The 13,477-nt window shown below is 76.4% G+C and carries 14 protein-coding genes; 8 read left to right on the top strand and 6 right to left on the bottom strand.

The window, feature by feature from the left end; all coding sequences use genetic code 11:
- Positions 1-6 precede the first annotated feature (6 nt).
- Positions 7-948, bottom strand: a complete 942-nt coding sequence (locus ACFU9A_RS18075) for a hypothetical protein (protein WP_430576676.1) — start codon at positions 946-948, stop codon at positions 7-9.
- A gap of 40 nt (positions 949-988) precedes the next feature.
- Here ACFU9A_RS18075 and ACFU9A_RS18080 point away from each other — a divergent pair, with 40 nt between their 5' ends.
- On the top strand, positions 989-1,948 hold the full coding sequence (locus ACFU9A_RS18080; RefSeq protein ID WP_430576677.1) for a zinc-binding dehydrogenase: 960 nt from the start codon (positions 989-991) through the stop codon (positions 1,946-1,948).
- Between the two features lie 12 nt (positions 1,949-1,960).
- Here the strand turns inward: ACFU9A_RS18080 and ACFU9A_RS18085 are convergent, their stop codons facing one another.
- On the bottom strand, positions 1,961-3,742 hold the full coding sequence (locus ACFU9A_RS18085) for a hypothetical protein (RefSeq protein WP_430576678.1): 1,782 nt from the start codon (positions 3,740-3,742) through the stop codon (positions 1,961-1,963).
- 116 nt (positions 3,743-3,858) lie between these two features.
- Positions 3,859-4,176 (bottom strand): MTH1187 family thiamine-binding protein, encoded by a 318-nt coding sequence (locus ACFU9A_RS18090; protein WP_380325802.1) that lies wholly within the window; start codon positions 4,174-4,176, stop codon positions 3,859-3,861.
- Between the two features lie 51 nt (positions 4,177-4,227).
- Between ACFU9A_RS18090 and cofD the strand changes: the two genes are divergently transcribed.
- Both cofD and cofC read left to right on the top strand, forming a co-directional pair.
- Positions 4,228-5,178, top strand: a complete 951-nt coding sequence (gene cofD / locus ACFU9A_RS18095; RefSeq protein WP_430576679.1) for a 2-phospho-L-lactate transferase — start codon at positions 4,228-4,230, stop codon at positions 5,176-5,178.
- Positions 5,175-5,912, top strand: coding sequence for a 2-phospho-L-lactate guanylyltransferase (gene cofC / locus ACFU9A_RS18100; protein WP_430576680.1), 738 nt, complete (start codon positions 5,175-5,177; stop codon positions 5,910-5,912). The genes cofD and cofC overlap by 4 nt, the downstream gene beginning before the upstream one ends.
- Before the next feature lie 76 nt (positions 5,913-5,988).
- Here cofC and ACFU9A_RS18105 read toward each other — a convergent pair whose 3' ends face one another.
- Positions 5,989-6,852 (bottom strand): alpha/beta fold hydrolase, encoded by an 864-nt coding sequence (locus ACFU9A_RS18105; RefSeq protein WP_430576681.1) that lies wholly within the window; start codon positions 6,850-6,852, stop codon positions 5,989-5,991.
- 106 nt (positions 6,853-6,958) lie between these two features.
- Between ACFU9A_RS18105 and ACFU9A_RS18110 the strand changes: the two genes are divergently transcribed.
- Both ACFU9A_RS18110 and ACFU9A_RS18115 read left to right on the top strand, forming a co-directional pair.
- Positions 6,959-7,399 carry a MarR family winged helix-turn-helix transcriptional regulator gene (locus ACFU9A_RS18110; protein ID WP_430576682.1) on the top strand — a complete coding sequence of 147 codons (441 nt, stop codon included), beginning with the start codon at positions 6,959-6,961 and terminating at the stop codon, positions 7,397-7,399.
- A 58-nt stretch (positions 7,400-7,457) separates the two neighbouring features.
- Positions 7,458-7,787, top strand: a complete 330-nt coding sequence (locus ACFU9A_RS18115) for a cupin domain-containing protein (RefSeq protein ID WP_430576683.1) — start codon at positions 7,458-7,460, stop codon at positions 7,785-7,787.
- Positions 7,788-7,829: 42 nt separating this feature from the next.
- Here ACFU9A_RS18115 and ACFU9A_RS18120 read toward each other — a convergent pair whose 3' ends face one another.
- Positions 7,830-8,810: an aldo/keto reductase gene (locus ACFU9A_RS18120; RefSeq protein WP_430576684.1), complete on the bottom strand. Its 981-nt coding sequence runs from the start codon at positions 8,808-8,810 to the stop codon at positions 7,830-7,832.
- A gap of 90 nt (positions 8,811-8,900) precedes the next feature.
- Here ACFU9A_RS18120 and ACFU9A_RS18125 point away from each other — a divergent pair, with 90 nt between their 5' ends.
- Together ACFU9A_RS18125 and ACFU9A_RS18130 are read left to right on the top strand one after the other, a co-directional pair.
- Positions 8,901-10,340, top strand: a complete 1,440-nt coding sequence (locus ACFU9A_RS18125; RefSeq protein ID WP_430576685.1) for a PLP-dependent aminotransferase family protein — start codon at positions 8,901-8,903, stop codon at positions 10,338-10,340.
- Between the two features lie 107 nt (positions 10,341-10,447).
- Positions 10,448-11,134: a hypothetical protein gene (locus tag ACFU9A_RS18130; RefSeq protein ID WP_430576686.1), complete on the top strand. Its 687-nt coding sequence runs from the start codon at positions 10,448-10,450 to the stop codon at positions 11,132-11,134.
- Positions 11,135-11,146: 12 nt separating this feature from the next.
- Here the strand turns inward: ACFU9A_RS18130 and ACFU9A_RS18135 are convergent, their stop codons facing one another.
- Positions 11,147-11,752 (bottom strand): nitroreductase family protein, encoded by a 606-nt coding sequence (locus ACFU9A_RS18135; RefSeq protein ID WP_430576687.1) that lies wholly within the window; start codon positions 11,750-11,752, stop codon positions 11,147-11,149.
- 164 nt (positions 11,753-11,916) lie between these two features.
- Between ACFU9A_RS18135 and phoA the strand changes: the two genes are divergently transcribed.
- Entirely contained in the window at positions 11,917-13,323 is a 1,407-nt protein-coding gene (gene phoA, locus ACFU9A_RS18140) for an alkaline phosphatase (RefSeq protein WP_430576688.1), read from the top strand.
- Positions 13,324-13,477: the final 154 nt, after the last annotated feature.

A 13,477-nucleotide genomic window follows, 5' to 3' on the forward strand; every position in this document is an offset into this window, starting at 1 on the left:
CCGGGCTCATCCGACCAGAAGCGTCTCCCGGCGTGCGGCGAGGGCCGCGAGCTCGGCGTCGGCGGTGCCGGCCCGCTCCGCCAGGCGCCGCCGGACCGCGTCCACCGCGCGTCCGGCGGCGCCGACGCGGTCGCGAGCCTCGGCGATGCGGTTCCGCACCGACCAGTCCGTGAAGATGTTGTCGAACCAGATGTCGAGCGTGCGGGTGAAGCCGTCGACGCCGACGCCCCCGATCCCCCGCTCCCCGAGGTCGCCCAGCTCGACGGTCAGGCGACGCAGCGCGCCGTCTGCCCGGCGCAGCAGGTCGGCGGCCCGGTCCAGGCGGTCGTGCTTGGCCATGCTCGCGAACGCGCCCCCGTCGAAGAACGTGTCGTAGGTGGACCAGGCGTCGGCGCCGCGCAGCTCGTCGGCGGCCGCGGCGAGGGCGCGGGCCGCGTCCTCGGCCGCCGCCCGCGCCTCGACGATCTCGCGCTGCTCGGCGCGCCACGCGCCGGTCCGCTCGGCGACGGCCGCCAGCTCCGCGGCCGCCGCTCCCCCGCCGCCGCGCACCCACTGCTCCTTGACGGCCAGCGCCGCACCCCAGCGGGCCTCCACGTCGCCGAGGGCGACCAGCCCCGCCTCGACCGCCGCCAGCTCGCGGGCCACCGCGTCGTGCCGGGCCTGCGCCGTCGCGGCGACGTACTCGGCGGCCTGCTGCTCCGCCCGCTCCGCGTCGAGCCGCTGCGCGCGGTCGCCGCGCAGCCCCGCCCAGACGCGGGAGAGGCTCAGCGACTCCAGCCGCCGCACGTCCTCGGTCTCGTCCGCGAGGGACGCGCGCGCGGCGGCGAGCGCCTCGTCCGCGGCCGCCAGCTCCTGCCGGGCGCGCTCGCGCCGCCCCGTGTGCTGCGCGTGCTCGACGACGGCGGCGCGCGCCGCCGCCAGCTCTTCCTCGCCCCCGTCCGTAGGCATGGCGGACAACCTAGCGGGGACGGCCAGTAGGTTGGGACGCATGCTCGCCGCCACCGTCGCCCGGTTCTCGCCCGACTCCCCGCTCGACGGGCTGGAGGTGGGCGAGCGGCCGGAACCGCAGGCGCGCGAGCACTGGACCACCGTCGACGTGCGCGCCGCGACCCTCAACCACCACGACCTGTGGTCGCTGCGCGGCATCGGGCTCCGGCCGGAGCAGCTCCCCATGATCCTCGGCACCGACGCCGCGGGCACCACCCCGGACGGCACGCAGGTGCTGCTGCACGGCGTCATCGGCGCCGACGGGCACGGCGTGGGGCCGAACGAGCGCCGCACCCTGCTGTCGGAGAAGTACCCGGGCACCCTCGCCGAGCGCGTCGCCGTGCCGATCCACAACCTCGTCCCGATCCCCGACGACCTGTCGTTCGAGGACGCCGCCTGCCTCCCGACCGCGTGGCTCACCGCCTACCGGATGCTGTTCGGCGCGGCCGGCCTGGCGCCCGGCGACCGGGTGCTCGTGCAGGGCGCCGGCGGCGGCCTCGCCACCGCCGCGACCGTGCTCGGCGCCGCCGCGGGCCTCGAGGTCACCGTGACGTCACGCTCGGCGGAGCGCCGCGAGCGCGCCCGCGAGCTGGGCGCCGCGCACGCCGTCGAGTCCGGCGGCCGGCTGCCCGACCGCGTGGACGCGGTGATCGAGTCCGTCGGTCAGGCCACCTGGGCCCATTCCGTGCGGTCCGTGCGGCCCGGCGGCACGATCGTCGTCTGCGGCGCGACGACGGGCGACACCCCGCCCGCCGAGCTGACCCGCATCTTCTTCAACGAGATCCGCGTGCAGGGCGTGACGATGGGCACGCGCGACGACCTCGCCGCCCTCGTACGGTTCGTCGCGCGCACCGGCGTGCGACCGGTCATCGACTCCGAGGTGCCGCTGGCGCGCGTCGGCGACGGGCTGGCCCGCCTCGCGGCCGGCGAGCAGACCGGGAAGATCCTCGTCCTCCCCTGACCGCCGGCCGGGTCAGGCGAACCGGTGCCGGTAGGCGTCGAGCAGCGTGGGCCCGTCGGTGCCCAGACGCCACACGCTCCACCCGTCGGCGGTGGGCGAGCCGGACGCCGCGGACGCCGCGTGGTCGGGATGCCGGTGGCGCGAGCCGTCGGCGAGCTCGATGGCGCCGTCCTGGTGCAGCACCGCCTCGAAGTACTGCCGGCGGCGCGGCCGCGACCACACGATCGTCGTCGGGTGCACCAGCGTGCGGGCCAGGGCGACCAGGTCCTCGTCCACCTCGTCGCCGCCCGGCACCGGCTCCCACGGCCGGTGCGCCGGCGCCGGGGACTCCCAGGGCTGGGGGGCCGGCTCCTGCGCCTGCCAGGCCTGGCGTGCCGGCTCCTGCGGCTCCCACGCCTGACGCGCCGGCTCCTGCGGCTCCCACGCCTGACGCGCCGGCTCCTGCGGCTCCCACGGCCGGTGCGCGGGCTCCGGCGGCACCGGCGAGGTCAGCGGGTCGTACCCCGGGTCCCGGGGCGCGGGCGACCAGCCGTCGTCGAGCGGGTTCGTCGGCGGGGTGCTCAGGCGCGGCGGGTCCAGCGGCGGCACCTGCAGGCGCGGCAGGTCGTCCTCGACGCCGGACCACCGCGGCTCGGGCACCGGCAGGTCGAAGGCGGGTGCGGCCACGTCGGCGAAGGCCTGGCCCAGCTCCCCGCGCCCGGGGGCGGGAGCCGCCTCGTCGAGCTCGGGGCGCGACGTGAAGCGGTCGGACCGCGACCGACGGCGCGGCGGCTCCGGGACGTCGGCCGCGGCGGACCGACGGCTCGCGAGGGGGCGCGGCAGGCGCTCCAGCGTCGTGTCCAGGTCGTCCGGCTCCGTGCGGGGGGCGGGGGCCGGCACCGGGGCGGGCGCGGGCGCCGGGACCGGGAGCGGACCGGGGACGGGGAGCGGGCCGCTGGGCAGCCCGGCGTCGGCGCCGGCCTCGGCGGTGCGGGGCCGCGCGGCCCGGCGGCGTGTGCGGGTGGGCGGGGCGGGGACCGCGTGCTCGCGCGGCGGCTGCGCCGCGGCGGGCATCTTGCCGTTGAGGGCGAGGCCGACGGCGACGCCCTCGGCGAAGGTCTCGGGGTCGACGCCCGCGGGCGCGTCGGCGGCCCGCGGCGCGGCGGAGACGGCGTCCGTCGCGGGGACGCCGAGCCCGGGCCGGGCGTTCTCCGGTGCGGACAGGCTCGGGGCGGAGGGCGCGGACGCCGGGTGGATGACCAGGGGCGACACGTCGACGAAGCGACGGCCGTCCGCGCTGTGCACGACGCCCATCTTCAGCACCTCGACGGGCATCGTCGGCTGGCGCAGGAAGTCGACGGCGTTGAGGATCTCCTCGCTCGCCTCCTGGCAGATGACGATGAGCCGCGCGCTGCTGCGACCGGGCTGCGAGCGCGTGATCGGGACGCTGTCGTAGAACGCGGACACGTCACGGTGGAACGCCGCCGGACCGCCGTGGTACCGCTCGGCGAGCGCGCCACGGGTCAGTCGGCCGGCGGCGCCGGCGTGGTCGAGCGCCCGCGTGAGGGCGGCCCGGTCCAGGTCGGCGACGAGCTCCACGACCACCGGCGACCCCGTCGCGTCGAGCGCGAGGAGGTGCGGCTCGTCCGGCCCGGCACCCGGGCTGACCGGGAAGATCTGCTCGCCGAGCAGCCCGTCGATGTGACTGTCCACCACCCGGTGCGCGGTGGTGCCGACGCCCTGCGCGCTTGCCGCGGGCGACCGGTCGGGCTGGACGAGGAGGGGCCGCTGGGCGTCGACCTCGAACAGGGGCATGCAGACCACTCCTGGCTCTGATCACGGCCCGGGCGGCCGGATCCCGCCCAAGCCTAAGGCCCCCGTGACGTGGCCTGTACCACAGCGCCCTCCCAGGCGCGCGGCGACGCGGCGGGCTACGCGTGCCCGGCGCCGCCGTCGTCGGCGAGCCGCTCCTCGACCCGCGCGATCTTCGCGTCCAGCTGACCGGTGTACCCGGGGCGGATGTCCGCCTTGATCACCAGCGACACGCGGTGCCCGCCCGCGCCCACGGCCTCCGTGGCGCGCTGGATCACCGGCATCACCTCGTCCCAGTCCCCCTCGATCTCGGTGAACATCGCGGTGGTGCGGGTGGGGAGCCCGGACTCGCGGACGATGCGGACGGCGGCGGCGACGGAGTCCGCGACGGACTCGCCCGCGCCGAGGGGGGCGACGGAGAAAGCGAAGACGGCCATGCGCCCATTCTGCGTCCCCGGGCGAGGCCGGGGGGACCGTAGGCTCGTCGGGTGAGCACACGCGTCACCCTTCTCGCCGGCGGCGTCGGCGGCGCCCGCCTGGCGCACGGCCTCGCCCTCGCCCTGCCCGACGGCGGCGCGCCGACCGCGGACGGCGGCCTCACCGTCGTCGTCAACGTCGGCGACGACACCGAGCGGCACGGCCTGCTGGTCTCCCCCGACGTCGACACCGTCATGTACACCCTCGCCGGCCTGAACGACGAGAGCCGCGGCTGGGGGCTGACCGACGAGACGTACACGACCCTCGACCAGCTCGCGCGCCTCGGCGAGGACACCTGGTTCACCCTCGGCGACCGCGACCTGGCGACGCACGTCGTGCGGACGGCCGCGCTGCGCGAGGGGCAGCCGCTCGGCGCGGTGACGGCCCGGCTCGCCGCGTCGCTGGGGGTGCGGGCGCGGCTGCTGCCCGTCACCGACGACCGGCTCCGCACGCTCGTCGAGACTCCCTCGGGACGGGTGGCGTTCCAGGAGTACTTCGTGCGGCGCCGGCACGCCGACGCCGTGCTGGGGATCGAGCTCGACGGCGTGGACGCCGCCCGGCCCGCGCCCGGGGTGCTGGACGCCCTCGCCGACGCCGACCTGCTGGTCGTCGCGCCGTCCAACCCGTTCCTGTCCGTGGAGCCGGTGCTGGCCGTGGCCGGGGTGCGCGACGCCGTGCTGGCGTCGCCGGCGCGCCGGGTCGCGGTGAGCCCGATCGTCGGCGGGCAGGCGATCAAGGGCCCGGCCGCCCAGATCCTGGAGACGCTCGGGCACGAGGTGTCCGCGCTCGGCGTCGCCCGGCTCTACGCGGACCTCGTGGACGTGATGGTCGTGGACGACGCCGACGCCGACCTCGCCGGCCCCATCCGCGACCTGGGCGTCGAGGTTCTCGTCACCGACACGATCATGGGCGGCCCCGCGGGCCGCGAGCGCCTGGCCCGCGAGCTGCTCGCCCTCGGATGACGGCTCCCACGGCCGGACCGGGCGACGTGGCCGGCGGCACCGTCGCGGTCGTCCCGCTGCGCGACGGCGTCTCCGGCAAGTCGCGCCTGGCCGCCGCTCTCGACCCCGCGGCCCGGCGGCGGCTCGTGGCCGCGCTGGCCAGGCACGTCGTCGCCGTCCTGCGGGCGTCGGACGGCGTCGACGGGGTGCTCGTCGTGACCGCGGACGTCCCGTTCACCGTCGAGACGCTGGGCCTCCCCGGTCCGGGCGGCGGCACGGGGGCCGCCGCGCCGTCCGCGGGGCGGGTCGAGGTGGTCCCCCAGCCGCCGGAGCGTCCGGGGCTGAACGCGGCGCTCGACGTCGGGCGGGAGCACGCCGTCGAGCGCGGGGCCGCGCGCCTGCTCGTCGCCCACGCGGACCTGCCCCTGCTCGCGCTCGACGACGTCGCGGCGCTCCTCGCCACGGGCGTGCCGCGGGACGGTACGGAAGGCGAGGCGACCGTCGTCGTCGCGACCGACCGGCACCTGGCCGGCACCAACCTGCTCGCGCTGCCGGCGGGCGCGCCGTTCGCCTTCCGCTTCGGGGAGGGGTCGCGGGCCGCGCACGTCGCGGAGGCCGAGCGGGCGGGGCTGCGGCCCGTCGTGCTGCGGCGCCCCGGCACGGCCGTCGACCTCGACACGATCGACGACTGGGGCGAGCTGCCCCGCGCGGTCCGCGACCGGCTGCGGCACGGGCTCGACCTCCCCCTGCCCTGAGCGCGGTCCGCGACGCCCCCCGACTGGCCCGCCCGGGGGTCGGCCGGCACGGCCGGGCGGTCGAGGGAGCGGTCGGTCACGACCGCGGGCCGCTCGATCCGCGGGGTCGGTCGGCGGTGTCGAGAACCTCCCGGAGCCACCGTGCGTAGGCGCGCGGGTGGGTGGTGTTGCCGTTGTGCCCGCCGGGGGCCTCCTGCACCGTGCGCCCGAGCAGGGTGGCCAGCGCGGCCGCGGCGAGACGGTCGAAGACGGCCCGTGGTGTGGTGCTCCCGGTCGCGGGCACGATGCGTGCGCCGACGCCTGCCAGCGCCTCGAGGTCCAGGGTGTCGCGGAGGATCGCGGTGAAGTCGTGGCGGATGAAGTGGTCGAAGTTGCGCACGCGCTGCGCGGTCATCGGCTGAGGCGTCAGGTCGGGTTCCCGGTCCGTGCCCGCGGGATCGATGCCCAACGTCCTCGCGATCTCGGGGAGGGCCGCGGCCAGGCCCGCCCGGGCGTAGAGGTCCTGGAGCTCGGCGAGCTCGCGCTCGTGACGGGCGCGCCGGTCGGCGGGCAGCAGGCGCGGGGCGACGGGTTCGTGGGCGACCAGCGTCCGGACCTGCTCCGGGTGCGCGACGGCGACGTGCAGGCCGATGACGGCGCCGAGGCTGCATCCGAGCATGAGTGCGGGCGCGTCGGTGAGGGCGGCCAGCAGCCGATGGACGTCGTCCGCGTGCTCGGCGAGCGTCGCGCCGCGCACCGGGTCGTCCAGCCGGCTGCGGGACAGCCCGCGACGGTCGTAGGTGACCACGGTGTACGAGTCGGCGAGCTGGGCGACGAGGTCGTTGCTGCGGTCGGCGTCCCCTTCCCCGCTCTGGGAGATCAGCAGCATCGGCCCGGCCCCGTCGACCTGGTAGTACAGGGTCGCGCCGGGGACGGCGAGCGTGCCGGTGGTCATGGACATGGTGGCTCCCTCCGGTCGCGGCCTGCTGCCACGACCCTCCGGAAGCCCACTCTATCCAATTCGATACATCTATCAAGATGCATCGCATTGGATATATGCTCGGGTGGTGAACGGAGTCGAGCTGTTCCTGCTGGGACGGGCCCTGATGAAGATCGGCGAAGAGGCCCTGCCGCCACCCCCCGGCGGGACCGCCCGCCATCCGGGCAGCGACCGGATGGTGCTCGTCGTGGCCAGCGACGTCGCCGACCACCCCGACACCACGGTGAGCGAGATCGTCTCCCGCACCGCGCTGCCGCAGAGCCAGGTGTCGTCGGCCGTCGCCCGCCTCAAGGAAGCCGGGTCGGTCGAGACCGCCCCCGATCCGGGCGACCGGCGTCGGGTCCTCGTCCGCCAGGCCGCTCAGGCGTCCGAGAGGGTGGCCCAGGTCCGTGCTGCCGGGATCGAGGAGGCCCTCGCCGCCGCGCTCGGACCGGACGGCACGCACCAACTGACCGAGGTCACGCGAGCCCTCGACGTGCTCGCACGGCACCTCCGACCCGACCGATAGCCGGCGATGCCGCACCCGGGGCCGCTCAGTTCCGCGCCCGGTCCCGGTCCATCCCGGCATGAGCATCGAGCTGATCGAGCAGTCCACCCTGCCGAGCGCCGACTTCGAGGGGTACCTCCACGGCTCGACCGTGTCGGTGATGTTCGAGCGGATCGACCGCGACGGCGCGGGCCCACGCCTGCACCGGCACCCGTACACGGAGACGTTCGTCGTGCGGTCGGGGCGGGCGTTGTTCCGGGTGGGCGACGACGAGGTGGTCGCCGTGGGCGGCCAGATCCTCGTGGCGCCCGCCGGGACGCCGCACAAGTTCACCGTGGTCGGGCCGGAGGTGTACGAGGCGCTGCACGTGCACGCCAACGACCGGTTCGTCACCGAGTGGCTCGAGTGACGACCGGCCGCGGCGGGTCCTGACGCGGGGTCCGACGTCGGGTCACACGGCGTCGAGGCGCGCGCGCAGCTCCGGGTCGAGGTCGAGCTCGGCGGCGCCGAGGATCTCCTCGAGCTGGGCGAGGCTGCTCGCGCCCGCGATGGGCACCACGGGGACGTCGCCGCCCATCAGCCAGGCGAGCACCACCTGGTTCGGGGTGGCGCCGATCTCGGCCGCCACCTCCCGCAGCACGCGCAGCCGCTCGTGCGTGGTGGGGTGGTCGAAGCCGTCCCACAGCGGCTTGTCGTCGCGGACCAGCGCGCCCTGCATGAGCGGCGAGTAGGCGACGACGGCGAGCGGGCTGCCCGCCTCGGACGACTCGCGGGCGTAGTCGAGCAGCTCGTACGACGCCCAGTTGTGCCGGCCGACGTCGGGCCGCGGGTACGGGTAGGTGAGGTTCTGCTGCACCAGCCCGTAGGGCGCGACGCCCTGGCGACGGGCCTCCTCGCGCGCCTCGACCACGCGGTGCAGGGCGACGTTGGAGATGCCGGCGATGCCGATGATCCCCTCCGCCTGGAGCTTGCCGAACGCGCCGACGGTCTCGGCCAGCGGGGTGTCGTAGTCGTCGACGTGCCCGTAGTAGGCGTCGATGTGGTCCACGCCCAGGTGGCGCAGGCTCTCGCGCGCCTCCCACGCGACGGTCTCGGCGCCGAGGCCCTGGAAGTTCGTGGGTGCCACGTTCTGCAGCGGCAGGTTCGGGTCCTTCTTCGCGGCGCCCGCCTTGGTCGCCAGCCGGAGCTGGTCACGGTTCCCGCGGGCCGCCATCCAGCGGCCGATGACGTCCTCGCTGTCGCGGCCGTGCCCGCCGCCCCAGCCGTTGTAGTTGTTCGCGGTGTCGAGGAAGGTGCCGCCGGCCTCGACGAAGCGGTCGAGGATGGCGAACGACGTCTTCTCGTCCGTCTTCGTGCCGAACCACATCGTGCCGAGGCACAGGGTGCTGACGTCGAACGAAGTGGTGCCGTCGCCGAGGGTGCGGTAGCGCATGGGTGCTCCTGTCGTGGGGCGCCGGCGTGGCCCGCCGGCTGACAGCACTGACGCTAGGTGCCGATCGGTCCGGGTGTACCGTCCAATGACATGGCGCTCGCCCAGACCAATCCTCGCCTCGCGTGGGACACCGTGCTCGTCCTCGGGGACGACGACGCGCCGCTGGTCGCGCGCCTCGAGCGCGCCGTGCGCGACGCCGTCCACGCCGGCCGCGTCCCCGCAGGGTCGGCGCTGCCCCCGAGCCGTGCGCTCGCCGAGAGCCTCGGGGTGTCCCGCTGGGTCGTGACCGAGGTCTACGGGCAGCTCGTCGCGGAGGGGTTCTGCGAGGCCCGCGTCGGCTCCGGCACGCGGATCGCCGCGGGCGCTGCCGCGCACGCCACCCCGAAGCACCCCGCGGCGCCGGCCCTGCCCGCCGCGGGCCGGGCCCGGCTCGACCTCGCCCCCGGCGTGCCCGACCTGCGCCACGTGCCGCGGGCGGCGTGGCTGCGGGCGCTGCGCGACGCCCTCGCCGACGCCCCCGACACCGACCTCGGCGCCCCCGACCCCCCCGGGCACCCCGGCACGCGCGCGGCCCTGGCCGCCTACCTGGCGCGGGCCCGCTCCACCTGCGCGGGCGCCGACGACGTCCTGGTCACCCACGGCGCGACCGACGGCATGGCCCGGCTGGTGCGCGCGCTGCGGGCCGCGGGCCACCGCGCCCTGCTGGTCGAGGACCCGAGCTGGGGGCGGCTGCGCGACGTCGCGCGCGACGCCGGCCTCGTCCCCGTCCCGGTCCCCGTCGACGCGGGCGGCGTGGACGTGGCCGCCCTCGTCGCGGCGGGGGCCCGCACGGGCGCGCGGGCCGCCCTGGTGACGCCGGCGCACCAGTTCCCCACGGGCGTCGCCCTCGCACCCGACCGGCGGGACGCGCTCGTGTCGTGGGCGCGGGCCGTGGACGGGCTGGTCGTCGAGGACGACTACGACGCCGAGTTCCGCTATGACCGGCGCCCCGTGGCCGCGCTGCAGGGTCACGACCCGGGACGCGTGGCGCTGGTCGGGTCGCTCAGCAAGACCGTCTCGCCCGCGTTCGGGCTGGGCTGGCTGGTGCTGCCGCCCCGGTGGCGCGACCGCCTCGAGGCCCGGTCGGACGGGGTGGCGCCGTCGACGGTGGACCAGCTCGCCCTGGCGCGGTTCCTGTCCGACGGCGGCTACGAACGCCACCTGCGCGCCGCGCGGGGCCGCTTCCGCCGGCGCCGTGCAGCCCTGCTCGACGCGCTCGACGCCGCGCTGCCCGGCCTGCCCGTGAGCGGCCTGGCGGCCGGGCTGCACGTCGTCCTCGGCCTGCCCGAGGGCGTCGCCGCGGCCGCCGTCGTGCGTGCCGCCGCGGCGCGCGACGTCGCGGTCGCCGACGTGCGCCGGTACCGCGTCACGGCCGCGCCGCTGCCCGGCGGCCCCGCCGAGGCCCTGGTCGTCGGGTACGGGAACCTCGCCGACGCCCGGCTGGGCGAGGCGGTCGCCGGCCTCGCGGCGGCCGTGCGCGAGGCCCGCTGACGCCCACGGCGCGAAGTTCACCCCGTCGCGCCCCCACCCCCCGGCCCACACTGGAGAGGGGGCACCGGGAGGCCCCCGCGCGTGGGGCCGGCGAGAGAGGTCGGGCCATGGCCCTCGGACCGCAGAAGGCGAAGTCGTCGACCCTCGACAAGTTCCTGAGGTGGGCCGACACGAACGACTACCGGGTGAGCGAGCACCCCGACTTCGGTGGCGTGCACCCCGTCCACGCCCCGGGCTCGTGGCACTTCGACGGGCTCGCCGGCGACATCAACTTCGGCTCTCCGGGTGCGCCGCCCGAGGAGCGCGAGCCGCTGCTCCATGCGCTCGACGTCGCGAGCTCGATGGGCCTCGGCGTCATCTACGCGCGCGACGGCACGGAGGGGTCGGCCTCGCACCACAAGGACCACCTGCACGCCGACTGCGGCTCCACCTCGAACGTCGGCAAGGGCCTGAAGGCGGCGGCCACCGGCGGGCTGCTCGCCTGGCGCCTCCAGCGGGCGGTGCACTTCGGGCCGCGCCGCCGCGACAACCTCTGGGGCGTGCGCACCGACCGTCGCCTCACCGCCGTCCGCATGGCCTCCCGCATGCACGGGGAGAAGTTCCCGCACGGGAAGCGGGTGGCCCAGCGCGCCGTCGGGGCGCCCGTCACCGGCGAGTGGGGAGACGTCGAGCGCGCCCACCACGACCGGACCGTGAGCGCGATCCAGCGTGCCCTCGAGGTCTCCGCCAGCGCATCGTGGGACGACGCCACCGAGGCAGCGTTCCTCAAGGCGCAGCACAGGCTCCGGCACTAGTCGGGGCGGCGGTCACCATCGCCCGCGGTGCACGACCTCCTCCAGCGGCTTGCGGCGCCGCCGCGCGGGCGAGCCCTGCGCGCCGCCGTCGGCCGGGTGGCCCACCGCGACGACGCCGGTCTGGACCCAGGCGTCGGGGACGCCGAACGCCGCGCGGAAGGCCGGCACCTCGCCGGCGCCGATGCCGAAGAAGCAGGCGCCGAGGCCCTCGTCGACGGCGGTCTGCTGCATGAGCAGCGACGCCATGCCCGCGTCGACGTGCCAGTAGGGCACGGGCCAGCGCGCCTCGTCGCGGTCGGTCCAGCCCTTGTCGTCCTCGGCGTACCGGCGGAGGTAGGCCTCCTTCGAGCACAGCACCACGACCAGCACGGGCGCGGTGCGCATCCCCGCGAGCCACGCGGACATGTCGCGCTGCGACGCGTCCGGCGTCGCCGCCGCCCAGAACCGCTCGCGGTCCGCCGGCTCCGTCAGCACGAGGAACGACCAGCCCTGCGAGAACCCCGCGCTGGGGGCCCGCACGGCATTGCGCACCAGCCGCTCCACCGTCTCGGGGGCCACGGGCTCGTCCGTGAACCGCCGCACCATCCGCCGTCGTCGCACCACGTCCTGGAACTCCACGCGCCCATCCTGCCCCCGCCCACGGCCCTCGGCGCCACACACTGTTTCCCCGGACAACGGGTGGTGGTCACCGTGCCGACACCTGCGCGCGCTTGCCTTCACCCGGGCGGTGTCCACCGCCCACGACGGCACGTCCGCCGACACGTCCACCAAGGAGGCCTCCCGTGCGCAAGACCGCACGCCGCACCACCCTCGCCACCGCGCTCGTCGGCACGCTCCTGCTCGGCGGAGCCACCAGCTACGCGCTCACCCACGACCTCACGGGGCACGGCGACGCGCGCCGCCTCGACGGCGACCAGAGCGCCCAGGTCCGCAAGCAGATCAAGTCCGGCAAGGCTCAGAACGTCATCCTGCTCATCGGCGACGGCATGGGCGACTCGGAGATCACCCTCGCCCGCAACTACCAGTACGGCGCCGCCGGCGAGCTCCCGGGCATCGACGCCCTGCCGCTGACCGGCCAGTACACGACCTACGCCCTCGACAAGGCGAACGGCAGGCCCGACTACGTGACGGACTCCGCGGCGTCCGGCTCGGGCTGGGCCACCGGCACCAAGACGTACAACGGCGCGATCTCGGTGGACGTGGAGGGCACCCCGCAGGAGACCCTCCTCGAGCTCGCCAAGGCCGACGGGCTGCGCACCGGCAACGTCACCACGGCCGAGATCCAGGACGCCACCCCGGCCGTGCAGATGTCGCACGTCACGGCGCGCGGCTGCTACTCGCCCACGCGCATGAAGGACTGCCCCGAGAACGCGCTCGAGAACGGCGGCGCCGGCTCGATCACCGAGCAGGCCCTCGACACCCGCCCCGACGTCGTCCTCGGTGGCGGTGCGCAGTACTTCCAGGACAAGGCGACCGCCGGCGAGTACAAGGGCAAGACCCTCCTCAGGCAGGCGAAGGACCGCGGCTTCACCGTCGTCACGACCGCCAAGAAGCTCGACCGGGTGACGACGGCCGACCAGGACGCTCCGGTCCTCGGGCTGTTCTCGCCGGGCAACATGCCGACCGAGTGGGTCGGCCCCGCAGCCACCCACACCGGTGGTGCCGAGGCCCCCGTCACGTGCGGCGTCAACCCGGACCACACCGCCGACGTGCCGTCGCTCGACACGATGACCTCCAAGGCCATCGACCTGCTCGACACCAAGGCCGGCAAGAAGAAGGACGGCTTCTTCCTCCAGGTCGAGGGCGCGAGCATCGACAAGCAGGACCACGCCGCCAACCCGTGCGCCCAGATCGGCGAGACCGTCGGCTTCGACGACGCCGTGCAGGTCGCCCTCGACTTCGCGAAGAGGGACGGCAACACCCTCGTCCTCGTCTCGGCCGACCACGGGCACTCCAGCCAGATCGTCTCGGCCGGGTCCACGACCCCGGGCCTGACCCGGACGCTGACCACCACCGAGGGCCAGCCGATGACCGTCGCCTACGGCACCGCCGAGGAGGGCGGCTCGCAGGAGCACACCGGCACCCAGGTCCGCATCGCGGGCTACGGGCCGCAGGCGGCGAACGTCGTCGGCCTGACCGACCAGACGGACGTCTTCTACACGATCAAGCACGCGCTCGGCCTGGGCTGACCGGGCCGGCCCCGACCGAACACGCAGCCGTGGGGGGGGGGGGGGGCCCCCCCCCCCCCCCCGGGGGGGGGGGGGGGGGGGGCGGGGGGGGGCCGCGGGGGGGGGGGGGGGCGCGCGGGGGGGGGGGGGGGGGCGGCGGGGGGGGGCGACTCAC

Origin of the sequence: Isoptericola sp. NPDC057653, from assembly GCF_042799955.1 — a bacterium.
In the GTDB taxonomy this organism is placed as follows: domain Bacteria; phylum Actinomycetota; class Actinomycetes; order Actinomycetales; family Cellulomonadaceae; genus Isoptericola.